Annotated in this window: 24 protein-coding genes and 1 pseudogene; 11 read left to right on the top strand and 14 right to left on the bottom strand. The window is 37.0% G+C overall.

Features of this window, described 5'->3' with window-relative positions:
• Positions 1–5: 5 nt before the first annotated feature.
• Complete coding sequence (locus tag MOK21_RS08630) at positions 6–1,307, bottom strand: DEAD/DEAH box helicase (RefSeq protein ID WP_249073539.1); 1,302 nt, start codon at positions 1,305–1,307, stop codon at positions 6–8.
• A 522-nt stretch (positions 1,308–1,829) separates the two neighbouring features.
• Between MOK21_RS08630 and MOK21_RS08625 the strand changes: the two genes are divergently transcribed.
• From MOK21_RS08625 to MOK21_RS08610, 4 genes are all read left to right on the top strand, one after another.
• On the top strand, positions 1,830–2,885 hold the full coding sequence (locus tag MOK21_RS08625) for a 2,3-butanediol dehydrogenase (RefSeq protein ID WP_249073538.1): 1,056 nt from the start codon (positions 1,830–1,832) through the stop codon (positions 2,883–2,885).
• Between the two features lie 293 nt (positions 2,886–3,178).
• Positions 3,179–3,406 (top strand): FeoA family protein, encoded by a 228-nt coding sequence (locus MOK21_RS08620; RefSeq protein WP_249073537.1) that lies wholly within the window; start codon positions 3,179–3,181, stop codon positions 3,404–3,406.
• A complete protein-coding gene (feoB, locus tag MOK21_RS08615; RefSeq protein ID WP_249073536.1) occupies positions 3,403–5,382 on the top strand; it encodes a ferrous iron transport protein B in 1,980 nt (659 codons plus the stop codon). The genes MOK21_RS08620 and feoB overlap by 4 nt, the downstream gene beginning before the upstream one ends.
• Positions 5,383–5,392: 10 nt before the next feature.
• Positions 5,393–5,572, top strand: a complete 180-nt coding sequence (locus MOK21_RS08610; RefSeq protein WP_249073535.1) for a FeoB-associated Cys-rich membrane protein — start codon at positions 5,393–5,395, stop codon at positions 5,570–5,572.
• Positions 5,573–5,688: 116 nt separating this feature from the next.
• Here the strand turns inward: MOK21_RS08610 and MOK21_RS08605 are convergent, their stop codons facing one another.
• Positions 5,689–7,377: a methyl-accepting chemotaxis protein gene (locus tag MOK21_RS08605; RefSeq protein ID WP_249073534.1), complete on the bottom strand. Its 1,689-nt coding sequence runs from the start codon at positions 7,375–7,377 to the stop codon at positions 5,689–5,691.
• A 537-nt stretch (positions 7,378–7,914) separates the two neighbouring features.
• Between MOK21_RS08605 and MOK21_RS08600 the strand changes: the two genes are divergently transcribed.
• Together MOK21_RS08600 and MOK21_RS08595 are read left to right on the top strand one after the other, a co-directional pair.
• Complete coding sequence (locus MOK21_RS08600) at positions 7,915–8,439, top strand: YqfQ family protein (RefSeq protein WP_249073533.1); 525 nt, start codon at positions 7,915–7,917, stop codon at positions 8,437–8,439.
• Positions 8,440–8,512: 73 nt separating this feature from the next.
• Positions 8,513–9,481 (top strand): 4-hydroxy-3-methylbut-2-enyl diphosphate reductase, encoded by a 969-nt coding sequence (locus MOK21_RS08595; RefSeq protein ID WP_249073532.1) that lies wholly within the window; start codon positions 8,513–8,515, stop codon positions 9,479–9,481.
• 30 nt (positions 9,482–9,511) lie between these two features.
• Here the strand turns inward: MOK21_RS08595 and MOK21_RS08590 are convergent, their stop codons facing one another.
• Positions 9,512–10,225 (bottom strand): response regulator, encoded by a 714-nt coding sequence (locus tag MOK21_RS08590; RefSeq protein WP_308221897.1) that lies wholly within the window; start codon positions 10,223–10,225, stop codon positions 9,512–9,514.
• 84 nt (positions 10,226–10,309) lie between these two features.
• The gene (locus MOK21_RS08585) at positions 10,310–11,890 is read right to left on the bottom strand and encodes an ATP-binding protein (RefSeq protein WP_481817350.1); all 1,581 of its coding nucleotides are present in this window, start codon (positions 11,888–11,890) and stop codon (positions 10,310–10,312) included.
• 112 nt (positions 11,891–12,002) lie between these two features.
• Between MOK21_RS08585 and MOK21_RS08580 the strand changes: the two genes are divergently transcribed.
• From MOK21_RS08580 to MOK21_RS08565, 4 genes are all read left to right on the top strand, one after another.
• The gene (locus tag MOK21_RS08580) at positions 12,003–13,052 is read left to right on the top strand and encodes a TRAP transporter substrate-binding protein (RefSeq protein ID WP_249073531.1); all 1,050 of its coding nucleotides are present in this window, start codon (positions 12,003–12,005) and stop codon (positions 13,050–13,052) included.
• A gap of 298 nt (positions 13,053–13,350) precedes the next feature.
• Positions 13,351–14,616 (top strand): dicarboxylate/amino acid:cation symporter, encoded by a 1,266-nt coding sequence (locus MOK21_RS08575; RefSeq protein WP_249073530.1) that lies wholly within the window; start codon positions 13,351–13,353, stop codon positions 14,614–14,616.
• Positions 14,617–14,827: 211 nt separating this feature from the next.
• Positions 14,828–15,364, top strand: coding sequence for a tubby C-terminal domain-like protein (locus MOK21_RS08570; RefSeq protein ID WP_249073529.1), 537 nt, complete (start codon positions 14,828–14,830; stop codon positions 15,362–15,364).
• A 433-nt stretch (positions 15,365–15,797) separates the two neighbouring features.
• Complete coding sequence (locus tag MOK21_RS08565; protein WP_249073528.1) at positions 15,798–15,977, top strand: hypothetical protein; 180 nt, start codon at positions 15,798–15,800, stop codon at positions 15,975–15,977.
• A 72-nt stretch (positions 15,978–16,049) separates the two neighbouring features.
• Here the strand turns inward: MOK21_RS08565 and MOK21_RS08560 are convergent.
• The 3 genes and pseudogenes from MOK21_RS08560 to lepB form a co-directional block, all read right to left on the bottom strand.
• Positions 16,050–16,829, bottom strand: a pseudogene (locus MOK21_RS08560) (PhzF family phenazine biosynthesis isomerase).
• A gap of 3 nt (positions 16,830–16,832) precedes the next feature.
• Positions 16,833–16,943 carry a PhzF family phenazine biosynthesis protein gene (locus MOK21_RS23980; protein ID WP_249073527.1) on the bottom strand — a complete coding sequence of 37 codons (111 nt, stop codon included), beginning with the start codon at positions 16,941–16,943 and terminating at the stop codon, positions 16,833–16,835.
• Between the two features lie 21 nt (positions 16,944–16,964).
• Positions 16,965–17,531: a signal peptidase I gene (gene lepB, locus MOK21_RS08550; protein ID WP_249073526.1), complete on the bottom strand. Its 567-nt coding sequence runs from the start codon at positions 17,529–17,531 to the stop codon at positions 16,965–16,967.
• Between the two features lie 278 nt (positions 17,532–17,809).
• On the opposite strand from lepB, the gene MOK21_RS08545 reads away from it, so the two are divergent.
• Positions 17,810–18,316 (top strand): amino acid oxidase, encoded by a 507-nt coding sequence (locus tag MOK21_RS08545; protein WP_249073525.1) that lies wholly within the window; start codon positions 17,810–17,812, stop codon positions 18,314–18,316.
• Positions 18,317–18,451: 135 nt separating this feature from the next.
• Here the strand turns inward: MOK21_RS08545 and MOK21_RS08540 are convergent, their stop codons facing one another.
• The 7 genes from MOK21_RS08540 to MOK21_RS08510 all read right to left on the bottom strand — a co-directional run bounded on the left by MOK21_RS08540 (position 18,452) and on the right by MOK21_RS08510 (position 23,564).
• On the bottom strand, positions 18,452–18,988 hold the full coding sequence (locus MOK21_RS08540) for an NADPH-dependent FMN reductase (protein WP_249073524.1): 537 nt from the start codon (positions 18,986–18,988) through the stop codon (positions 18,452–18,454).
• Between the two features lie 186 nt (positions 18,989–19,174).
• Positions 19,175–19,423: a DUF2164 domain-containing protein gene (locus MOK21_RS08535; protein ID WP_249073523.1), complete on the bottom strand. Its 249-nt coding sequence runs from the start codon at positions 19,421–19,423 to the stop codon at positions 19,175–19,177.
• Positions 19,424–19,873: 450 nt separating this feature from the next.
• Positions 19,874–20,098 (bottom strand): hypothetical protein, encoded by a 225-nt coding sequence (locus MOK21_RS08530; protein ID WP_249073522.1) that lies wholly within the window; start codon positions 20,096–20,098, stop codon positions 19,874–19,876.
• Positions 20,099–20,113: 15 nt separating this feature from the next.
• The gene (locus MOK21_RS08525) at positions 20,114–21,235 is read right to left on the bottom strand and encodes a Nif3-like dinuclear metal center hexameric protein (RefSeq protein ID WP_249073521.1); all 1,122 of its coding nucleotides are present in this window, start codon (positions 21,233–21,235) and stop codon (positions 20,114–20,116) included.
• A gap of 1 nt (position 21,236) precedes the next feature.
• Positions 21,237–21,929 (bottom strand): tRNA (adenine(22)-N(1))-methyltransferase, encoded by a 693-nt coding sequence (locus MOK21_RS08520; protein WP_249073520.1) that lies wholly within the window; start codon positions 21,927–21,929, stop codon positions 21,237–21,239.
• Between the two features lie 181 nt (positions 21,930–22,110).
• Positions 22,111–22,461, bottom strand: a complete 351-nt coding sequence (locus tag MOK21_RS08515) for a c-type cytochrome (RefSeq protein ID WP_249073519.1) — start codon at positions 22,459–22,461, stop codon at positions 22,111–22,113.
• Positions 22,462–23,000: 539 nt separating this feature from the next.
• On the bottom strand, positions 23,001–23,564 hold the full coding sequence (locus MOK21_RS08510) for a hypothetical protein (protein WP_249073518.1): 564 nt from the start codon (positions 23,562–23,564) through the stop codon (positions 23,001–23,003).
• Positions 23,565–23,779 lie beyond the last annotated feature (215 nt).

Below are 23,779 nucleotides of genomic sequence, written 5' to 3'. Positions count from 1 at the left end.
CCTCCTTATTTTTTACCGCGAGCTTTTAAGCGACGTTCACGTTTTTTAATTTTTTCCATTTCCCATTTCATATTACGCTTGTAGCCTGGTTTTACTTTTTTCGGCTTACGTACTAATGCTTTTGCTTTCGCATCGATTTCATTTTCATGCTTCACACGATTTTTACGTGCATGACGTTCTTTTAGTTCCGACCATTCTCCATCTTTTACGTCTTTTTGAACAAAAGGAATGCCCATCTTCTCAACGCGTACTACTGCATCCTCATCTGATGGCTCAAACAATGTAATAGCCGTTCCTTTATTCCCTGCACGCGCTGTACGTCCCACACGGTGAATAAAGAATTCTAAGTCCTCTGGAATTTCGTAGTTAATGACATGTGAAATTCCTTGAATATCAATACCACGTGCTGCAAGATCTGTTGCAACAATATATTGATAATCTAAATCTCGAATTTGCTTCATCATCTTCTTACGATCACGTGGACTTAAGTCACCATGTATTTGACCACAGCGAACCCCATTTTCATTTAAGTAACCTGCAACATGCTCAGCTGTTTTACGTGTGTTCGTAAAAATTACCGCTAAAAATGGATTGATTCCTTCAATGACTTCCAACAAACGTTTGTTACGTGATTTAGATCGCACTGGTACAAGCACAAAGTCAATTCCTTCTGCGACCGGGCGTTTATCGTTCATATGGATATGAACAGGTGCTTCCATATATTTTTTTAAGAAAGGCTGAAGCTTTTCTGGAATTGTTGCTGAGAATACAAACATTTCAAGGTTTTCTGGCATTTGGGAAGCAAAACCATCAATTTCCTCTATAAAGCCCATATCGAAGGCTAAATCTGCCTCGTCAACTACTAAAATTGGCGCCGTATGCACAAATAACGCTTGCTCTGAAACGAGATCACGAATACGTCCTGGCGTTCCGACAACAATTTGTGGTTGTGTTTTTAACTTATCAATGGAGCGTTGTTTGTCCGTACCTCCAATAAATAGTTTTGCTTGAATAGTTGTTCCTTCTATTAATTGATTTAACGCATCAAAAATTTGTTGTGCAAGCTCACGTGTAGGTGATGTAATAACAGCTTGTACTTCTTGCTTATCAGCATTAATTCGTTGCACAATCGGAATTAAAAAACTATGTGTTTTTCCCGTCCCTGTATGCGCTTGCCCGATGGCACTCTTTCCTTTTAAAAGTAGCGGAATGATTTCTTTTTGAATCGGCGTTGGTTCTGTAAAGCCAAGTCTTGCAATTGCGTCCTGCAAAAATGGCTGAAAATTATAATCAGTATATTTTGACATAATTCGTTCCTCCTAACATCTTTCACATTGTATCATGATTCGAACTCCAGGTATATTAACGTCCTATTATCTCAAGCATGAACATCATTTTATATTTTTATTATGGCTGTAGCGAAGCCCTTATCAAAGTTACTCGAAATGCTGTGAATATGCAATAAAAAAAGCGCTCCATCCAAGATAAACGTTACTCCTACTTACATAAAGCAGTAAATCGTAAGACCTCGACATTTCCATTTTGCGAAAGGATTTTCTCTAAGGTGAGCTACTATTATAATAAGTCTAAATACTTTTAGTATGTTCAACATAGCTTTAATACTATTTTGGTCCAGTTTGGAACGCATACTAATAATGAAGAACCGTTGATTTTTCACTGAGAGTGGCGACTCCTACTGAAAGCACCTTTAGGCAGTTGAAAGAAGCTAAGAATTAGTATTTTTTATGTCATTTACCGTTAACTAATGTCTTGAAGAATTACCATATGTTACGATTAAACTGTAAGATACTAGAGGAGGTTGACTTATCATGAAAGCAGCAAGATGGTATAAAGCAAAAGACATCCGAGTAGAAAACATTGAGGAACCAGTAATCTCACCTGGAAAAGTAAAAATTAAAGTACAGTGGACAGGAATTTGTGGTAGTGATCTACATGAATACGCAGCTGGTCCAATCTTCATTCCAGTGGAACAACCTCACTATGTAAGTAAAGATATTGCGCCTATTGTTATGGGCCATGAGTTCTCTGGTGAAGTCGTAGAAATTGGCGAAGGCGTTACAAAGGTACAAGTTGGAGATCCTGTCGTTGTAGAACCTATTCTTGCATGTGGTGAATGTGCCGCTTGTAAAAAAGGAAAGTACAATATTTGTAAGCATCTAGGTTTCCACGGTCTTTCTGGCGGTGGCGGAGGTTTCTCTGAATATACAATGGTAGATGAAAAAATGGTACATAAAATGCCAGAAGGTCTTTCCTATGAACAAGGTGCACTTGTTGAGCCTGCAGCAGTAGCATTACATGCAGTTCGCCAAAGTAAATTAAAGGCTGGTGATACAGCAGCTGTCTTTGGTACTGGGCCAATCGGTCTTCTTGTTATTGAGGCATTGCGTGCAGCTGGAGCAGCCGAAATTTATGCGGTAGAGCTTTCGGCAGAACGTGCTGCTAAAGCATTAGAGCTAGGCGCTACAGCAGTTATTAATCCTAAAGATGAGGATGCAGTAGCTCGTCTACATGAATTAACAAATGGTGGCGTAGATGTTGCATTTGAAGTAACTGGTGTTCCGGTAGTATTACAACAAGCTATTGATTCAACAACATTTGAAGGTGAAACAATTATCGTTTCTATTTGGGAAACTGAAGCTTCTATTCTGCCTAACAATATCGTACTGACAGAGCGTTCTGTAAAAGGTATTATTGCTTATCGCGATATTTTCCCGGCGGTAATGGAATTAATGAAACAAGGCTACTTCCCTGCTGAAAAACTTGTGACGAAACGAATCGCTCTTGATGAAGTCGTTACTGAAGGATTCGAGGCATTAATGAAAGAGCGAAACCATATTAAAATCCTTGTAAATTCTCAAGCATAATGTATATAGAAGCGGGTAGAGAAAGACTAAGAAGCTTTTCTCTACCTGTTTTTTTAAATTATGATTCCTCATCATTCTCATCTTCAACTTACATACAATACAAACCTTTTAATCAATGTAAATCCAAACGCATGTCCGTGTTGGGTAGAGAATGCTTCGTTGTCATGAATAAGGTTTGATCTTTGCTATTCCAACATTACTTTAAACGGTTAACTTCTTATTGATAGACTGGATAAAAAATGATACTATTTATTTGATAATGATTATCACTCACAAGAAAGTAGGTAGATCTCATGAACCTTCATGCGGTTCAATTGGGTGAACAAGTTAAAGTGAAAGATCTACAGCAAATTGACACTCTTTTATGTAAGCGATTAAATGCTTTTGGTATAAAGGAAGGCTGTCAAGTTTGTATGGTCCAAAAAGGATGGTTTTCTGGCGCTTGTATATTGGAATGTCAAGGACAGAAAATCGGACTTAGAAAAAAAGATTTAATGGATATAAAGGTCGAACAAGTATGAGTAGATTAGCTTTAATAGGAAACCCCAATATCGGTAAAACATCATTGTTCAATACGTTGACAAATTCATATGAATACGTTGGCAATTGGAGTGGTGTTACCGTTGAAAAAAAAGTAGGACAAGTAAAAAAACTACAAAAGGAAATTATTGATTTACCTGGTGTATATACACTTAATCCCATTTCAAGAGACGAAAGTGTTGTGACTTCATTTTTACTTGAAGATCAGGTAGATGGAATTTTAAATATTATCGATGCTTCTAATTTCGAACGAAATATGCAATTAACGATAGATATACTTGAATTAAAAAAACCTGTTTACGTTTGTTTAAATATGATAGACGTTGCAAAAAAGAAAGGCATTTCAATTGATGTCGAGAAATTACAGCATTTATTGGGCGTACCTGTTATTCCAATAAGTGCTCGTACTGGGAAAGGTGTCGACGGTATTTATGCCGCGATTCAATCCCCCAATCGTAGTCAACAACATTTTATATTAACCTACGATGACCTAATTGAAGAAGGTATCGCAAAAATTGAAACATTGTTACAGCATATTCCTGAGGATCAAAGAAGATGGTGTACCATTCAATTTTTAATGGGCAATGAGGCTGTTGACGCTTATTTCAAGGAAAAAGAATACTTTGAACAGCTTGTTGCAATGAGGGATACTTTAGAGAAACAAATTGGTGAACCTTTAAATAATGCAATTGCTAAAAAACGTGATTTATATATTTCTAACATTTACAGCGAAGTAATTAGACAAGAGAAAAGTGAAACACAATGGTCAGAGAAAGTTGATAAAGTTCTAACACATCCGATTTTAGGTATTCCGATTTTCTTAGCGCTTATGTTTTTAATGTTTCAAGCAACGTTTGCATGGATCGGCACACCGCTTTCTGATTATTTGGACGGCATTGTAGGAGGACCTCTTACAGATGCCGTTACTAAAGGCTTAGAAGCTATTGGTGCTGCCCCTTTTATTATTAATTTAATTTGTGATGGGATTATTGCAGGGGTTGGTGGCGTCTTAGTTTTCATTCCACAAATCTTTGTACTATTTTTCTTTATTTCACTATTAGAGGATTCAGGTTATATGGCGAGAATTGCCGTTGTTATGGATCGCATTATGGAATTTTTCGGCTTAAACGGTAAGGCTTTTATTCCGATGATTGTAAGCTTTGGCTGTAATGTTCCTGGTGTAATGGCTGCAAGAACTATTGAACAACCAAAAGAACGACTATTAACGATACTTGTAGCTCCGTTTATGAGCTGTTCAGCAAGGTTACCTGTATATGCTTTATTTGGTGCAGCATTCTTTACTGCACATCAATCTTTAGTGGTATTCTCTCTATATATCATGGGAATAGTGATAGCGCTTATTGTGACAAAATTACTATCAATGACAATTTTGAAAAATGAAACTTCAGTTTTTATTGTTGAATTACCTGCCTATCATATACCACAGCTTAAAACACTTTGGCGTTCTACTTGGGAAAAAGGGAAAGGATTTTTCCGCAAAGCTGGTACTATTATCTTTGCTGGTTCCGTTATCATTTGGCTCCTTTCTTATTTCGGACCACAAGGCGCTAATGTTAATATGGATGAAAGTTTCTTAGCAATTATTGGGGGCGCTTTTGGCTTGTTGTTTATCCCACTTGGCTTTGGAACATGGCAAGCTGGGGCATCTCTTATCTCAGGATTCCTAGCAAAAGAAGTAATTGTTTCGACTATGGCGATTATCTATGGCGTAAGTGAGGGTGTCTTATCTTCTACGATGACAACTCATTTTACTGCTTTAAGCGCCTATACATTCTTGGCCTTTGTTTTACTTTATATGCCTTGTTTAGCAACAGTAGGCGCAATAAAAAGGGAAACACAGTCTGTGAAATGGACTTTATTTGCAACACTCTATCCCTTTGTTGTCGCTTATATTATTGCCCTTATGATTTATGGCATCGGGAACTTATTCATGTGAGGTGTAGAGAATGACTTTATTGATTAATATCTTAATCGGTTGCATTATATTTGGCTATGCTGGTATTACTTTATATAAAAGCATTAAGAAACAGAAAAAGGGCAAGTGCGCATCATGCTCATTACAGAAGAGTTGTTCCTCTAACGTCTGTGCCCCGCCTTCTAAACTAAAAGATATTTCCCATAAATAAATTTATAGAAAAATAGAGCGAGGTAATCCCAAATTGTAAATTCAATTGGAGATTACCTCGCTTTTTTGTTTACTCTATAGCCAACGATTTTAAATATTTCATCAAAAAAATGAGCCTTAAACTTTAAATTTATTGATTTCTTCCTTCACAGACACCGCTTCTTCACTTAATGCCCTTGCAACAGCATTAATTTCTTGAAGGGTCGCAGCTTGCTCTTCTATTGTTGAGGCTATTGTTTCAGATTGCTGTGCAGCATAATTAGAAGAAGAGGACATTTCATTGACCGATGCTGCCATTTCTTCAGTACTTGCGGAAATTTGTTGTGTTGAAGCAGACACATCCTCAATCTGAGATGTCATATCAACAATCGCTGTTAAAATACCATCGAAGGCATTTTGAGCATTCTGAATAAATGTGACACCCTCATCAACATTCAATACTGTGACATTTACAGCCTTTTCTACTTCCTTCGTTTCTTGCTGTATTAGTGCTATTACATCCACTATTTGATTGGCAGAAGCTTTGGATTCCTCTGCTAATTTGCGTACTTCATCTGCCACAACCGCGAAACCTTTACCATGCTCTCCAGCACGAGCCGCCTCAATCGCAGCATTTAGGGCTAGAAGATTTGTTTGCTCAGTAATCTCCGTAATAACTTTTGTAATATTAACGATTTCAGCTGATTGCGTGCTTAACTTCTTAATACGCTCATTTGTTGTATTTGAAGATTGTTGGATAATCGACATTTGGTTTTCTGCGATATGCAACGTTTTTTCACCATCATTTGCAATAGATTGTGTGTCTACTGCTTTAGAATGAAGCATTTGCGTAGCCTCCGCAATCCGCTGAACACCTTGTGCAGTTTCATCCATTGCTATCGAGCTTTCACGTCCAGTAACAGCTGCTTGGTTATCACTAATTGCCATTTTTTCTACAAGATTTGCAATATCATGGGAGGATTTTGAAATTTCATCTGTACTTGCTGCTAATTCTTCAGCTGCTGATGTTGTATGCTCAACATTTGCCGTCATGCTATGTATTAATGAATGTAAATTAGACTTCATCAAATTAAAAGACTCTGCCAAATCTTTAATTTCATCCTTCGTTCTAACTTCAATATCCTTTTGACATAAATCTCCTTTAGCAATTACCTTTGCTGCAGAAGTTAACTTATTGACAGGAACAACGATGGAACGTACGAATACAACCCCAACTACTATACAAATTAGTAACATGATACAGAACATCCATAAGAACCATTGCTTATTATGATCAATAAGCTTTTCAACATTTGCTAAAGAATTTTGTGTTTCTGTCATGTTTTCTTGTTGAAACAAATCTACTTTGTCATTAATTTCCACTGATGTCGTATCAAATTCAAGCATCATTTTATTCCCTAGCTCAGGCCCGCCTTGAATATAGCCACGAGCCATTTTCTGACCAGTACTATAATACTCATCAAATGCTACTTTAATGGTATCTAATCTTTTCTGGTCTTCCGGATGCATTTTTTTCACTTGCTCCAAATCCCGATAAAAAATTTCGCTATATTTTTCTGCTTGCTCAAATCCATCATCTAAACGATTGAGTGCTCTTGTGGCACTAATATCAGTCAAATACTGTTGAACCTGTACTACTGCTAATTTCATCTCATCTGCAAGTAACGTCGTTTGTAGTGTTTTTTCTTTTATCAATTGTACTTGCTCTAGTTGAGATTTGGCATTTTGTTGTTGAAAAATCCCCATTATTAAAACTAATAATACGATAAGACCAAATGATACTATGCTTCTAACTTTAATTGTCACAGAATACCTCCTAATTTTAACCTCTGCAATTTAAGTCTAGTAAAGGATCATCACCATAGCTCTTAACTATCTTCAAAAATCATCCTTTTCGAAAAAAATGACTTATCAACTCAACATTATACGCTTACAATCGAGCGAAAGAGTGAAAAAATGTGTAGTTTTCAAGAATTTTTTACCACTAATTCACTACATATGAAACAACTAAACCTTACAGGATATTGCGAGATGCATTGACAATGCCCTTGTTATTTAATTGTGGGTGCAGAACGCTAACTTCCCCTTCTGCATATCATATTTATAATCAGGTATGTCATCAATGATCAATTATGCCTCGGCATAATTGCGTCCGGAATCGGCTTTGTGCTAGCACAAAGCACTCCGTCCCGATTCCGTGACATCCGCCGGAGGCTTTAACTTCTTTCAGCGGGTGTTTGGACACACGCTGAATAGTAGCTTAAAATCCACATTCATCTACCACCTATAAAGGTGGGAGACTTCTACTGAAAGAAGTTAAATCACTATCGAAAGGAGATTGTTATGGTATTTAGACCACAGTTCCCGATGTATCCTGGTGGCATGAGAATGCCCATGCAAATGCCCATGCAAATGCCAATGCCAACACCTCCACAAATGTCGCCGCAGTCCTTTTTCCAGCCTGGAGGCTTCCCAAATCCACGAATGCCAGGTGGCTTTCCAATGTCCAGTGGAATAGGATCATTTGGAGGACAAATGCCAATGCCATCCATGCAGGAACCTTCAAAAATCGGTTCTTTTTTACAGCAGGCGAATAACTTATTTAACTCAGCGAAAACATATACGCCTTACATTCAGCAAGCAATGCCTATGGTAAAAAATATTCCGTCACTTTTAAAATTGTATAAAGGCTTTCAAGGTCTTCCTGCTGCAGGAGCTGCCGCAGGGGCTGGAGCAGTAGCAGCTGAAGCAGCGGCTAGTGAAGGAGCAGGTTCTACTAAAAGACGAAAAACGTCTCGACAAAATGGATCATTTACTCCTGCTGACCCACTTCCATCTAAGCCCCGTATTTTCCAGCCGCCTATGTAGATGAAGGTTTCTTTGTATTCGCTGTCCCTGTCCGTTATAATGTAGATAGGTAAGCTTGAAAGGAGTCACAACCATGCAAGTATTAAAAATTAATCCACGTGGCTATTGCTATGGTGTTGTTGATGCGATGGTCATCGCTCGAAACGCCGCACTCGATAAAACATTACCAAGACCTATCTACATTTTAGGTATGATTGTGCATAATAAACATGTCACGGATGCCTTTGAAGCAGATGGCATCATCACATTAGATGGCGAAAATCGTTTAGAAATTATTGAACAAGTTGAAACTGGCACTGTTATTTTCACAGCGCATGGTGTTTCACCTGAAATTCGTGAAATTGCGAAGCGAAAAGGCTTAGTATCCATTGATGCTACATGTCCTGACGTAACAGTTACCCACGATCTAATTCGTGAAAAATCAGCAAATGGCTATGATATTATCTATATCGGTAAAAAAGGCCACCCTGAACCAGAGGGAGCAATTGGCGTTGCACCAGATCATGTTCATTTAGTGCAATCATCCACTGATATTGATGCATTAAATTTAACGAATGATAAATTATTAGTAACGAATCAAACGACGATGAGCCAATGGGATGTCTCTCACTTAATGGATAGTTTAAAAGAGAAATTCCCACATATTGAGGTGCATAAGGAGATTTGCTTGGCAACCCAGGTACGCCAAGAGGCAGTAGCTCAGCAAGCTGGGGAAGCAGATTTACTTATTGTTGTTGGTGACCCAAAATCTAATAACTCGAACCGTTTAACGCAGGTGTCTGTTGAAATTGCAGGAACACCTTCTTATCGAATTGCAGACGTTTCTGAGCTAAATATTGAATGGTTAAGAGGCATTCATTCCGTCGCTGTAACAGCCGGTGCCTCAACGCCTACACCAATCGTAAAAGAGGTTATTTCATTCCTTGAGCAGTTCGATGAAAATGATGAATCAACACATATCATTAATCGTACAGTTACTTTAGATAAAATTTTACCTAAAATTAAAACGCCTAAGCCTGTTGACAAAATTATGCCTTACTAACAAAAAAATCCTGATTGTAAAAATAGACAATCAGGATTTTTCTTTATTTACAAAATAATAATTGACCGGGCGACCAATGCCACCATAATGCACATCCATCGTAATTTCCTCTTGTTTCTCTAAATAATCTAAATATCGTCTTGCTGTGACACGCGCAATCCCTACACCACTGGCTACTTCTTCTGCCGACGCTCCTTCCACAGACTGCAAATAGTGTACAACTTTCTCCAGTGTTGCACGATTAAAACCTTTCGGTAAACTTTTCTCTGACCGTAAAACATTCGATTGCTGAACCTCGTTTTGTCCACCATGATAATGGAATAACTGATCAAGCTCTCCTTGTGTTAACTCACGCTCCGTTTGCATTTGCTTTTTGAAGCGCAAATAATTTTCAAGCGTACCTTGTACTCGTTCAAATGAAAAAGGTTTCATAATATAATCAAAGACGCCAAGATGCAGGACCTGTTTTACAGTTTCCATATCATTAGCAGCGGTTACTGTAATTACGTCTACTGGTAACTTGAGCTCACGAATTTTCCGCAAGCTTGTCACTCCATCCTGCTCTGGCATGAAAATATCCATAAATACTAATCCTGGTTGAAGTTTTTGAATTTGAGCAATCCCTTCAACTCCATTTGAGGCTTGTCCAATTACTTTAAATCCAGCTATCTTTTCAATAAATTGGCGATTAACCTCCCGCACCATTGGATCATCCTCTATTAATAAAACCTTAGTTTGTGTCACTGTCAGTCCTCCATATTCACTGAAGGAAGCTATCTAAGAGAGCTTCGCTGTTCCCTTAGAATTGCTCGCTTCTACTTCCACTATTTAAGTATGATAAAAAGTTATTAAAAAACTCGTTCCTTTATTCGGTTCACTTATGACTTCTATTTCCCCTTTTCCTTTCTGTACAATTTCTTTTATTAAGAAAAGTCCAATGCCTCGACCTTTTTTCTCTTTTGTTGAATAGCCATTATCAAAAATATGCGCCTTGACTTCATTCGTCATCCCTCTGCCATTATCCGTTACTAAGATTGCCAGTACATCCTCATCCTCATCAACTGAAACATGGATTATTTTTTCTTCAATTTGTACATCCCTTAATGCATCAATAGCATTTTCAATTAAGTTACCAAATAAAATAACGAAATCATGTTGATCTAAATTGTTAGGAAATGTTGTCAAACGGCTTTCTCTGTCAATCTCCAGTTGAATTCCCTGTTCTTTTGCGTAGGAAATTTTACTAAGTAAGAGCCCTGAAATATTTTCATTTTTAATGCGTTCATTTAAAAAGTTTGTAATTTCATCGTGTTCTTCTTTTACTTGCGTTAAATAAGAAAGTGCTTGTTCATGGTGTCCCAGCTGCAAAAGACCAGCTATTGTATGTAATTTATTTTTATGCTCATGTGTTTGTACACGTAATGCTTGTACAAACGCCTTAACACCCGTTAATTCCTCTGCAAGCTTCTTCACTTCAGTACGATCCTTAAACATGGCCACAGCGCCGACCGTTTTTCCATTAACTTGTATAGGAATACGATTACTCATAATACTGTGATCATTAATATAGAGCTCACGATTAAAAATGGGTTGATCTAGCTCCAAAATTTCTGGCAATCGTGTATCCGGTAAGACGTTAAAAATTTTCTTCCCTATTAATGTTGACGGTTCTTTGTGAACACCTAAAATTTCACTCGCTTTTTCATTAAATATCGTGATTGTCAAATCATTATCAATGGCAATAATCCCTTCATGCATCGCGTTAAAGGTTTCTGTCCGTTCCACATACATTTTAGCAATTTCGTGTGGCTCAAGCCCAAACATTTGCTTTTTCATATGAAGCCCTAATGTACGAGCCCCCCATGCACTAAAGAAAAGAGACAACAAAATAGTCATCATTAATTCAGTTTGAATAGATTGTAGTAACTCTACAACTGTTAAAACACTGTAGCCTACAACTACGACTCCTATTTGTCTACCTTCTTTACTCATGATTGGGACAAATGCTCGTACCATATCTCCATGTTCACCATGTGCAATGGATGTATAATAATGCTCAGAAAACGCTGCGTTTAAATCCCCTGACTCCGAGACATTTCCGATTTCCCCCGAATTTGGATGTGAGTATTTACGTCTTTGCATATCAAGTACAACAATATACTGTGCGCCATTTATATCACGTATTTCTTCCACTACAGGATTAATATGTTTCGTCGCCTCATTAAAATTATTGTTTGTAATGTTAGTTTTCAGCTCAGGAAGCTGTGATACTGTTTTTGCCACAAGTAATGCTTGATTTCCAAGCTTATCCTTTTGTTCATTCATAACAAAGCCTAGCAAAAATGTACCACCTATACTAAAGGAGAGCATGAGAATAAAAAAAGTCAGAGACATAATTTTACTCTTCATCGATAATTTTTGAAATTTCAAGATGTACGCCTCCCTCTTACTATATTTTAGCTTACTCCATATGTTAGAATAACAAAAACATCAGAAAATACGAATAAATTAGGTGTAATAGATGAAAAAATTTATAATTGGAACAATAATAAGCGTATTATTATTAACAATAGCAATAGGTATTCAACAAGATTTACTATTTGCCAAGCCACTTCCCTATGACGATGAGCAAAAAGGCTTGGATACCCAAATTACGATTCATTTAAGTCATGTTGTAGCTGAGAATACACCAAAAGGACAAGCGGCTAGTAAATTCGCCGAGCTTGTCGAGGAAAAAACAAATGGGAAGGTAAAGGTACACGTCTACCCCAACTCCTCTTTGTTTAATGATGAAAATGAATTTCAAGCCTTACAAAATGGCAATGTAGAAATGATTATCCCTACTTTTTCAAAGATGACATCCAATTTACCAAATTGGCAGGTTCTTGATTTACCTTACCTTTTTAATTCGGATGACGAAGTGCATGAGGTACTTACAGGTTCGATTGGGGAACAATTGTTAAATGAGCTTAAACCTTTTCATATAAAAGGTCTAGGCTTTTGGCATAATGGCTTTAAACATATAACCACTATCGATCACCCTATTCACACATTTGAAGACTTAACAGGCTTACGTGTCCGTACAATGCCAAGTAAAACCCTTGAAAAGCAATTCGAGGCTGTTGGGGCTACTTCAATCCCAATTTCCTTTAGCGAGGTTTTTACTGATTTAGAATCGAATGCCATAGATGCGCAGGAAAATACAGCGTCCAATATTTATTCTAAAGGTTTTTATAAAGTACAGAAGCATATGACCTTAACTAAGCATGGCATTTTAGGATACGCTGTTTTAATGAACGAAAATTTCTGGCAATCTTTGCCTACAAAAATTCAAAAGCAAATTATGGAAGCTATGAAAGAAACGACAGACTGGCAATTTAAACAAGCGATTGACATGAACAAGGAAGATTTGCAGAAACTTGAGCAGCAAGATAACTTTGAGGTGTATACGATGAGTGATAAGGAACGCCAACGTTTGAAAGAAAAACTAGCATCTGTCTATGATTTTTATAGAAACAATGTACAAAATAACGATGTCTTATCGGAAATTGAAAAAATTGTTTCCCCTTAAAGTAGTTCTTCTCTGCCCAGTAGCGGGTGGCCATACTTTTGTTCATTAATGATAAAATCCTCACTACAGTGGGGATTTTTTTCTTTTGTATTATAATAGATTCCCAAAATATAAAACTACTATAAAACAGCTTCAAACCATTGCTATTACTAACTTTATCGCCCTTCAACCCAAAAATGAACAAAATGAACAATAGAAACTTTACGGTCATAAAAACCATTGTCGGAAAATTTCAGCTATGATAAACCACATGAAAGCGTTCACATAATATTCATAAACAGTGTAAGGGGAGAACTTTATGCGTATAAATTTTAAAAACTTAACTGTGCAAGTACTGATTGCTATTGTGCTAGGTATCATTGTCGGTGCTACGTTCCCAGAGTTCGGAGCGAAGTTAAAAATATTAGCAGATATTTTTATTAAATTAATTAAGATGTTAATAGCCCCTATCATTTTCTTAACAGTTGTTATTGGAATTGGTAGTATGGGTGATGTAAAAAAAGTTGGTAAAATTGGCGGGAAGGCATTAATTTATTTTGAGATTGTCTCTACTTTCGCTCTAGCAATTGGCTTAATCGTTGTCAATATTGTACAACCTGGTAAAAACTTTAATACAGCAACCGCGGACGGTGCAGATGTTTCCCAATATACAGAGGCAGCAGCCGCTACTGAGCATGGCTTTGGCGCATTTATTATGCAAATTATTCCTGATAATGTTGTTGGAGCCCTTGCAAATGGAGAGTTATTACCTGTACTATTCTCAGCAGTTTTATTCGGCTTAGCTGCTGCAGCTATTGGTGAACAATCAAAACCTGTTATTAAATTTTTCGAACAAGTAGCAGATATTTTCTTTAAAATTGTTAATATGGTCATGAAGGTTTCCCCGATTGGTGCATTTGGTGCCATGAGTTACACAATCGGAAATTTCGGTCTTAAATCACTTGGAAACTTAGGATTTTTAATGCTATCCGTGTATATTACAATGTTTATTTTTATCGTAGTGATCATTGGTCTGATTACACGTTACTTCGGGTTCAGTATTTTTAAATTTATTAAATATATTAAAGATGAAATTTTTATCGTTATTGGGACATCATCATCAGAATCTGCACTTCCTTCGATGATGCGCAAATTAGAAAACTACGGTTGCTCTAAACAAGTCGTTGGTCTTGTTGTTCCAACGGGGTATTCTTTTAACTTAGATGGTACGTCTATTTACTTATCTATGGCGGCAATTTTTATCGCACAAGCTTATGGTGTTGATTTAGATATTTGGCATCAAATTACGTTGCTTGCTATTTTAATGCTAACATCTAAAGGTGCAGCAGGTGTAACAGGCTCTGGCTTTATTACGCTAGCAGCAACATTAGCAGCATTCCCTATGATTCCGGTAGAAGGGATTGCTCTGTTAATCGGGGTCGATCGCTTTATGTCAGAGGCTCGCGCCGTTACAAACTTAATCGGTAATGGTGTAGCAGCAGTTGTCGTATCAAAAATGGAAAAAGAATTCGATCCAGAGCAGGAAAAACGTGCTCTTGCAGGAGAAGTCACAACCCAACAATAAAAATGAAGGCTGTCCGAACATAAACAATTTCACATGATCGGACAGCCTTTTTCATTGATTAACTTCATCTTCTTTTACCTCGAATGTACCACTATTTGTTGCTTACCTAGATATTTACTCTTGCTGCTCCGCAATTTTTTAAAAATTTTTGTTACAAGCTGAAACTTCTAGTACAACCTCCTCGTATAGTAAGTAGATTGGAGGCTTTTTTATGACTACATTTACCCTTACCTACCCAAAAGCTTTCGAAAGCTTTTCAAATATCCCTATTGTAAATGAACAAAATGAGACGGTTTGTATGCTACAAAAAGTAGAGCGTTCATCCGTTGGAAAAGTAATGAATGCTGTCATGCTAGTAGCTGCACAGCAGTCTTTACCACATCGTTATGAAACACGCACTACTTTAGGCGCACCACTTTTTCAAGTGCAATCTACATTATTGACAAAGGGTGTTAGCCATCAGCTTATAATGCCGGATGGATCCATTTTACCAATCCAACGGAAGACGGTTCAATTACTTGAATCCTCGTACTCTTTTAGAATGGATGGACTCGCTTTTCGCTTTGAAAAGGATTTCACTTCAACCGCCTATTTATATTGTAATGATGAAAAAATAGCTAGCGCGAGTAATATCGAAACTGAACTTGTGCGTACTGGTGTATCGTTTAAACTTTTTAACTCTGACGACACGCTCTTTGTTGCTTTGCTAGCAACTTTGTATCAGGCATTATTCTCTATAAATAATTAGGTGAAGTGAACAGCTTTAGCAGCGGAAATAGCAGTTATGGTGGCGATGTGAACGGCTTTTGCGGCGGAAATAGCTGTTTTAGCGGCGAAGTGGATGGCTTTTGCGGCGGAAATAGCTGTTTTAGCGGCGAAGTGGACAGCTCTGGCAGCGGAAAACAGAGTAAGCTTCTTATTGACATAAATACATACCGGTTTAAATAGAAAAACTCCTATTATTAGGAGTTTTTTGATATAGAGATAATAAATTAGCTTTATTACATATACAACTATTTGACGCTAATTTCTAGCTATGACATGTATTCCACTATTGCTAGAATCATTCAATATATTCCGGGACACGAAATAAATTCGCTTTGTTTTACCATTTTACGCCGTCCTTCTAAAAAAGGAGTACACTAAAGAGGTAGAAATACTATACTTTGGAGGCATTTATCATGGATACAAAAGCAGCTGAAATTAAAAATTTGATGACATTAAATCTACTGGTACAAATCCTAGAAGAACGCGGTATTATGACAGATAGAGAGTTAAAAGAACGTCTCACTAATAACGTTAAGCTTTCCTCTATGGATGCAGATTTGAAAGAAAAAGTCATTGAAGAGATAAAACATTAATGGAATGGACGACATTCCAGAAAAAAATGGCCGCTTCTAAAGTGATGAACGTACTTTAAGCGGCCCTTCTTATTATATTCGTATCTTTAGTTCCTTTACATGCACAGCAGTTCCTGTAATTGAAATATTCAGTTTCCCTTTTTCGCTTTTCACATGTACGTGGACACGTCCATCCTTGCCAAGTTCCTGACCTTGTTCGACGATTAGCGTTTTCGGTAATTGTGCTTGTCGTTGAATATACTCTGCAAAATACGCGCCCATAACACCAGAGGCAGTACCTGTAGCAATATCTTCAATTGTTCCAGAGTATGGAGATGAGAAATGCCTTGCATGCATATCAGCATTCTTATCAAATGCCTCTAAGCAAAAAGGATGCAAGGATGCTTTTGGCATTTCTTCTAGGATAGTTGGAAAATCTGCAGTTTGCGGCATCATTTTATCAAAGTCTGTTAAATTTTTAATAGGAATAAGCAGTGTCCAAATTCCTGTACTTCCATAAACTATCGGTAATTCAGGATGTATCGCTTCTTCTGTTAGTCCAATAGATTGGGCAAGCTTCGATCTTGAACCATTGAAGGCTACAAACTGAGGTGTTGCATATTGCATGGTAATGTAAATTTATCCTTCTTTTTGTTCTTTTATTTCAACAGGGAGAACGCCTGCTTTTGTCTCAATAGTAAGTTTTGACTTATCTTCTAGTAAACCTTTTGTTTTTAGTGCATATAGCGTTGCCATCGTAGCATGTCCGCATAAATTTACTTCATGCCCTGGCGTGAAATAGCGAATACGCAAATCTGCTTTTTCCGATTTTAGCGCAAAGGCTGTTTCATTAAAACCTACTTGCTTAGCAATAGCCTACATTTCTATTTCACTATACTGATCTCCCTCTACCACAACACCTGCTGGATTTCCCTTATTAGGTATCGTACTAAACGCATCATAATGATGGACAGTAATAATTTTCATAAGCATTTCCTCTCCCTTCAACTAATGTTTACTACCAAGCCTTTCAAATGGCCACAATACAAAGCCTGCTGTTCCTAAAATTTTATCCTTTGACACGAATCCGATATTCGAACTCCGACTATCTATGCTTTGCCGGCGATTATCCCCAAGTACGAAATAATGACCCTCTGGTACAGTCATTTCTCCTAGTTGTTCCTCTAAGGTGAAATCATATGTAAAATCACCTTTATCAAGTAATCCTTCTTTATATTCTGTTAAATAGGGCTCATCAAAAGCCTTCCCGTTTATGTATAAAACGTCATCTTTGTAGGCTATATGATCTCCTGGTATGCCGATGATTCTTTTAATATAATGCTCTGCTGCTTTCGTTTCAAAGACAATTACATCGAAACGATTATAATTGGAAATTCGCGGTCCCACTTTATTAACAATAACTTTATCTCCAGTTTCAAAAGTCGGCTCCATTGAAGCACCTTTTACAACTACAGGGGATAAAATAAAATAACGTACACCCATTGTAAAAATGACTGCTAGTCCAATTGCTTTAAACCATGCCCAAAATTCATTCTTAGTTTGTTTTTGTGTCACACTTTACTCCCCAATCCTTCTTATTTAATCGCCAATTTACTTACACTAATGGATACGAATCCCCCGTTAAAAAGTTCCCATTATGTATTTAAATAATTCTAAAAATTCCACCTATTTGAGATTAGTGCAGAGACTCTAAGTGACTTTTTCTATCTGAACCGGAGAAAGCGCAACGAGATCATTAAGAAAACTGATTGTACACGTATATAATGAAAGAATCATAAGTAAACTTAGGTTAATAAAAGGACAGGATTACGAGAAAAAGGGGAATAATAAATTTGAAAAAAATTTTATTCATAGTAAGTTTGTTATTATTAGCTGCGTGTTCAAATGATGAAGTTAAATATGATGGAGCACCTTTAAAAATTGCGGTAGTTGGTGATATTCCTGAACTAAAAAACGAAAAAATTCATTTCGAACCAATTTCATTAGATGAATTTAGTGAAGATACAATGCACATTTCAACAAATTTTGATGCTGTTATGATAACACCAGTGCTGTTTGAAGAAGCATCAGATGATAGGTTTGTTAAAGTTTATAAAAATTCGAAAATACCTATTATTTTTTTTGATTCAACAAAACGTCATTTACCATTTACAAATGACGGTCTTACCTATGAAACAGCTCATCAGGAAGCATTAAATAACGGTTCTCATACGACAATTTATTTATCTGATAACGCTGTAAATAGAGAAGATGCTTGGTATTTCTTTTTAAAAGATGAAAAAGAGATAGATATCCTTTACAAAGATATTTTTCAAAAAATAGAAACATTAAAAAGATAGATTATGTATTTACCACTCGAAAACCAGCGTATTCGAAATTTCTCGAATACGCTTTTAATTTTGGAAAAACAACAACCAAAACGAGTCATATTAAAAAAGCAGTATGCTCTTTTTTCTGTGCACACTGCTTAAGATTTATCGAATTGTTTTTAATGCTGTTGCCCAAGGGATAAGTTGATCTAACATTTGATTTACTGAATCCGCTTGCACATCCTTCGGTTTAAAGACCGTACCGTTTTCGAAGTCAGTAAATAAGGATAAAGCGGGATGTACTCTAACATCTGCTACTAATAATTCACCAAGAATACCACGTAAATGTTCAGCTGCTCTTGCACCTCCAACAGAACCATAAGAAACAATACCTGCCGCTTTATTATTCCATTCGTTACGTAAATAGTCTAATGCATTTTTTAGTGCACCCGTAATGGAATGGTTATATTCTGCAACGATAAAAACAAAACCATCACAGGCAGCAACTTTTTGTGACCACGTAGCCACTCCTGAAGTATCTCCACCTGGCTCGCCTAGAAGTGGTAATTTAAAGTCAGCTATATCTATAATCTCATATTCCGCATCGCCGCGTTTTTCTGCTACTTCCTTTACCCATTCACCAACTTGTGGACTTAAACGCCCTTCACGCGTACTACCTAAAATAACCCCTATTTTCAACATGTTTTGCCTCCTTATTTTATCCCTCAAAGTGTGCTTAAATCTTACTTTCACCAAATGAAATTCGACTCTCTAGTCATGTTGTACAAGAAACAGACCGTTTAATCAAAGTTTAGACGATTAATTAGAATCTTATTATTTACTTCGAATTAGTTTATCTTAAATCCAAAACAAATATGACAAAAATAATTATTTTATTTTTATAGGTCTTTCTAATGCTGCCAGTTCATCCTCAATCGATGCGTATTGTCTTTCTACAACGTATTTTGCATCTGAAATAGCTGCATTGTAAATATGTGGAGCTATATTTTCCTTTATAAAGTCTAATACTCTTTCTGCTTCAAATTCTGTAATATCCTCATCACGATTATTATAGAAAAAACGTTGAATATCAGCGATGATTGTTTCCTGTTGTTCCTTTGATAAACGAATAAACATTCCACAAAATCTCCTCTCATTGCAATTTATACTCAACTATCATAACACTCTGAAATTAATCCGTGCATACACAAAAAGACTGAATTATATTAACTACTATAATTCAGCCTTCATGATGTTAAAAACTAATATGTCAATGAATTAAGGATGTCTTTAAGTATGGCTCTATTGCAAAACGAGGGGTTGTTTTCCGTTCCGGCTTGGCGCTTTCCTGGGGGCGTCCGATGAGCCGCTTCACTCGCGTTGCTCGCTCCAGGGTCTCATCTGTGACGCTAATCCCCAAGGAGTCACCAAGCCTCCACTCCAATCAACCATTTAGCAGGTACCTATTGGCATGTTACTCTAATTAATAATTTTACAAAGAAACAGCGACGGCATTTTTGTGCGAAAGCGAAATTCAACTCAAAAAGACTGAATTATAATTAATTCTATAATTCAGCCTTGTTTTTATTACGGGTTACAATTAAATGAATAGTTTGTTGATAAAAATCTCTTTTCTTTTGAGACGATGGGTTCTCCGCCATCTTTTTCACATTGCTCTGTCATAGCATCAATTTTTTTGGCATTCATCGTATTTGTCATTAATGTCATGCCTACCCCAAACACAGCAATTAGTAAACCAATCATCATCCATAACTTGCCGGCTTTATTGCCAGCAGGTCTTTCATTCGCCAAATCGATTCCCCTCTCTTACACGAATAAAAACGGTTCTGTATGAATAGTAGATTGTACAAATTCAACAGAGTATTTTTTATTCTCACACATTCCTGCCATCTTTTTAGCTACTCCTGCGATCATTACTTTCTCCACATGATGACCTGGATCTACAATTTGTAGGCCAATTGCTTGAGCGTCCTGGGCAGTATGGAAGTACATATCTCCTGTTAAAAATACATCTGCCCCAGCTCTCTTCGCAGAATAAATATATTTATTGCCATCGCCACCGACAAGCGCAACTTTTTTCACCTTCGATTGTAAATCACCAACAACTCGGACAGCTGGCACATCTAGCTGCTGCTTAACAAATTGCGTAAAATCATGAAGTGTCATTTCTTGTGGTAAATATCCCACTCGACCTAAGCCCATTACATTCGTTTGCTGGTCTAAGCGAATAATATCATAAGCAGGCTCTTCATATGGATGTGCGTTTAACATTGCCTTTAATACACGATTTTTTATAGATTCAGGAAATACAACTTCTACCTTCACTTCTTCTTCAACATGTAATTCACCAATAGAACCCACATGTGGGTTTGCACCTTCTAGTGCACGGAACCGCCCTTCTCCCATTGTCGTATAGCTACATACTTCATAATCTCCAATGCGACCTGCACCTGCCTTTGCTAACGCCTCACGTAAATCATTTGCATCTGCAGTCGGAATAAAAACTGCTAGCTTCAACAAGTTTTCCGCATATGTTTCTTCTAAAATAGAGCGATTTTCCAGCTGTAGAGCATCTGCTAGTAAATCGTTGACACCGCCTTCAGCCACATCTAGATTCGTATGCGCTGCATACACCGCAATATCATTTTTGATAAGCTTTTCATATAAACGCCCGGCAGGATTGTCAGTACGAATATTCGAAAGTCGTCTGAAAATCGGTGGATGATGCGCTATTATTAGTTCGCACCCTTGCGCAATAGCCTCGTCTGCTACTGCCTCATTAACATCTAATGTGACTAATACTTTACTGACAGGTTTATTTAATGTGCCAATCGCAAGACCAATTGGGTCATTTTCCATACAGGCTAGCTTTTTAGGCGACCATGATTCAAACAATTGGATAATTTCCTGACCGTTTACTGCTTTCATCTCACAGAACCCCTTCCACTAAATTGAGTAAAGCTACTAACTCTGCACGTTTTTCTTCAATTTCAGGTGTTTGATCTGCCCCTTCAATGGACTTTAATACACGCTGCCAATTTTCTTTTTCACGCGACCATTTTTTAATAAATGATGGTGATTTTCGTTGCATTAATTTCGGCCCAAATAAAATTTCCGGTTCCGTTAACGTCATTGAGCTTCTTTGCAATACAAGAATTTCATAAATTTTTTCGTCTTCCTCTAAAATCTCTTCGTCCTGGATTGCCCAATCATGTGCTAACGCCCATTCGCGAATCACTTTCGCATGAATATTCGGCTGCAAAATAAGCCTTGTTACCCCTTGTAATTTTTCCGGATGCTTTTCCAAAATGGAAACAATAAGAGGCCCACCCATCCCAGCAATAGTAACTGTATCTACATGATCAGCTTCTTCCACAGCTGCTAAACCATTTGCAAGTCGTACGGTAATTTTTTCCGTTAGGCCTTCCTTTTTCACTTGTCCAACTGCTGACTCGAATGGTCCTTTCACAACTTCCCCTGCTACTGCATAAGAAGCAATACCTTTATGAATTAAGTAGCATGGTAAATATGCATGGTCGCTCCCAATATCAGCTACAACTGCGCCTGTGGGAACAAAGTTAGCTACTGTTTCTAATCGTTTTGATAATTTTTGTGCATTCATTTTTTTACCGCCTGTCTTCAATAGTGTCCATTCTTAGTATGTATGATGTCGGGAAAAAAAACAAATGGAGTTGCCCCAAATTTTGAGCAACCCCATTCTTCATTTACTGAAATGAAGATAAAATAAATTGTAGCTGTACTAATTACGATTAAACGCTTTTTAGTACAGCTACTTTTTTAGACTATTTTAAAGTTGAAATGTACTTAGCGATTTCTTTTGCTTCCGCTTCAGTTTTCATTCCAGGTTGCATTGGCGTTCCTTCGATACCGTTAGTTAAAACGTCAACGATACGAGCTTCATCTAAGCCATGTAAGTTTGGCCCTACAGAACCAGTTAAGTCAGCAGCGTGACAGGCAATACAAGATTGTACTAAAGCTGAGCCGTCATCAGTAGCTTCTGTCTTTTCGCCACCGCCTTCTTTTTCAGCAGCAATCTCTTTTTTGTTATCTGCACCTGTTAAAGACATGAAGAAAATAAGACCAATACCAAATGCTAAAATTAAGATGTAAGGAACGACTGGATTGTTTTTCATATGTTTCCCCTCCTCATTTTAAATCTACTTCTATGATAATATAGAATCAGTCAACATCTAATATTGTACTTCATTACCAATGAAACGAAAAGCCCTATTCGCTAAGTTTTCCTTTGTTTGTAACAAATTCGACATTTCTGTAACTATTGGATAAAATATGTCTTGAAATCCCCAACATTTGGAGTATCTATTGTCTTTTTTACAATTACTGAGGTTCCTTATACGTTGTTATCTTTCCTCTCTTTACGCTTTCATATACCAAGAAAATCAAAATAACTTCTTGATATTTGCTAATAGAAGAAGTCCTATATGTGTGGTTGATTTCCGTTCCGGATAAAGGCGTCCGAAGAGCCGCTTCAATTGCTTCAATCAACTTATTTATGGCAACATTACAACAAAAGTCCTCCACAACTTTCGGTGATGAACTATTATTATTCTATATTTTCCCGTAAACATATTGATACAAAAAGAATCCGTAAGCTATTAGAAAGCAAACAGATTCTCGTCATGATCAGTAATAGTAATGGCAAATAAAGTTCTTATAATAAGTTTATGATATAATAGCTAATCAGTGCTAGGAAGCCTAGGACACCTGAGACAGTGAAATAAAGTAGCTTCATTTTTAAACCTGACCAAAGCCAAACCCCGCAGTTTGCTGCAATCAAGCAAAACAATGCAATATTATTCCCATTAAAATATGTAGTGTAAATTCGAATTGACATACTAAACAATAAAATAGCAGCTAACAAATGGAAAACAGGGGCTAATAAATCATTTTTTCGTGCCATTCGAAACGCCGTCAGTAATAATATCATTGCAGCTGTTCCAACGACAACCGTTAAAATGATCATTAAGGATGCTATAGTAAAATAAATAGACAGCAACGTAATCACAGCTATACATATACCTGCAATGACAAGTAGTAGCCTTCTCTTTTCCGAGGGTAATATAGCCTGTTTATGATGTACCGGCTCTAGCTCCTCTACATCTGCCCCTTCCGCATATAGAGCCGCTAAAAAATCACAGTAATGCTCTGGTAATAGCTTATTCTGCTTCCAAAATAAAATCTCATTCAAGATTATTTTTTTTCGAGGATTTGTCATAGTTTTTGCTCCAAACATTTGCTTTAAATAAATCATCATCAAATAGCACAGCATCCTGGGGCATCGGGCCAACACGAGACGAATACGTTATCACAAGATATGATGTTCTTGCCTTCGTTCCCTTATTACTAATCCCCAATCAGGCTCCCAGTCTCCAATACGTAAATGTTATCCACAACATTGATGATGAGCATTGGTTATTATTACAATTTTAT

This window comes from Lysinibacillus sp. BPa_S21 (assembly GCF_023337795.1).
GTDB lineage: Bacteria > Bacillota > Bacilli > Bacillales_A > Planococcaceae > Lysinibacillus.
This window is presented reverse-complemented; position numbering and strand designations above follow the sequence as displayed.

Coding starts and splice junctions, on each gene's coding strand:
- MOK21_RS08630 (WP_249073539.1), bottom strand. CDS start 1,307: ATGTCAAAATATACTGATTATAATTTTCAGCCATTTTTGCAGGACGCA.
- MOK21_RS08625 (WP_249073538.1), top strand. CDS start 1,830: ATGAAAGCAGCAAGATGGTATAAAGCAAAAGACATCCGAGTAGAAAAC.
- MOK21_RS08620 (WP_249073537.1), top strand. CDS start 3,179: ATGAACCTTCATGCGGTTCAATTGGGTGAACAAGTTAAAGTGAAAGAT.
- feoB (WP_249073536.1), top strand. CDS start 3,403: ATGAGTAGATTAGCTTTAATAGGAAACCCCAATATCGGTAAAACATCA.
- MOK21_RS08610 (WP_249073535.1), top strand. CDS start 5,393: ATGACTTTATTGATTAATATCTTAATCGGTTGCATTATATTTGGCTAT.
- MOK21_RS08600 (WP_249073533.1), top strand. CDS start 7,915: ATGGTATTTAGACCACAGTTCCCGATGTATCCTGGTGGCATGAGAATG.
- MOK21_RS08595 (WP_249073532.1), top strand. CDS start 8,513: ATGCAAGTATTAAAAATTAATCCACGTGGCTATTGCTATGGTGTTGTT.
- MOK21_RS08585 (WP_481817350.1), bottom strand. CDS start 11,890: ATGAAGAGTAAAATTATGTCTCTGACTTTTTTTATTCTCATGCTCTCC.
- MOK21_RS08580 (WP_249073531.1), top strand. CDS start 12,003: ATGAAAAAATTTATAATTGGAACAATAATAAGCGTATTATTATTAACA.
- MOK21_RS08575 (WP_249073530.1), top strand. CDS start 13,351: ATGCGTATAAATTTTAAAAACTTAACTGTGCAAGTACTGATTGCTATT.
- MOK21_RS08570 (WP_249073529.1), top strand. CDS start 14,828: ATGACTACATTTACCCTTACCTACCCAAAAGCTTTCGAAAGCTTTTCA.
- MOK21_RS08565 (WP_249073528.1), top strand. CDS start 15,798: ATGGATACAAAAGCAGCTGAAATTAAAAATTTGATGACATTAAATCTA.
- MOK21_RS23980 (WP_249073527.1), bottom strand. CDS start 16,943: ATGAAAATTATTACTGTCCATCATTATGATGCGTTTAGTACGATACCT.
- MOK21_RS08540 (WP_249073524.1), bottom strand. CDS start 18,988: ATGTTGAAAATAGGGGTTATTTTAGGTAGTACGCGTGAAGGGCGTTTA.
- MOK21_RS08535 (WP_249073523.1), bottom strand. CDS start 19,423: ATGTTTATTCGTTTATCAAAGGAACAACAGGAAACAATCATCGCTGAT.
- MOK21_RS08525 (WP_249073521.1), bottom strand. CDS start 21,235: ATGAAAGCAGTAAACGGTCAGGAAATTATCCAATTGTTTGAATCATGG.
- MOK21_RS08520 (WP_249073520.1), bottom strand. CDS start 21,929: ATGAATGCACAAAAATTATCAAAACGATTAGAAACAGTAGCTAACTTT.
- MOK21_RS08515 (WP_249073519.1), bottom strand. CDS start 22,461: ATGAAAAACAATCCAGTCGTTCCTTACATCTTAATTTTAGCATTTGGT.
- MOK21_RS08510 (WP_249073518.1), bottom strand. CDS start 23,564: ATGACAAATCCTCGAAAAAAAATAATCTTGAATGAGATTTTATTTTGG.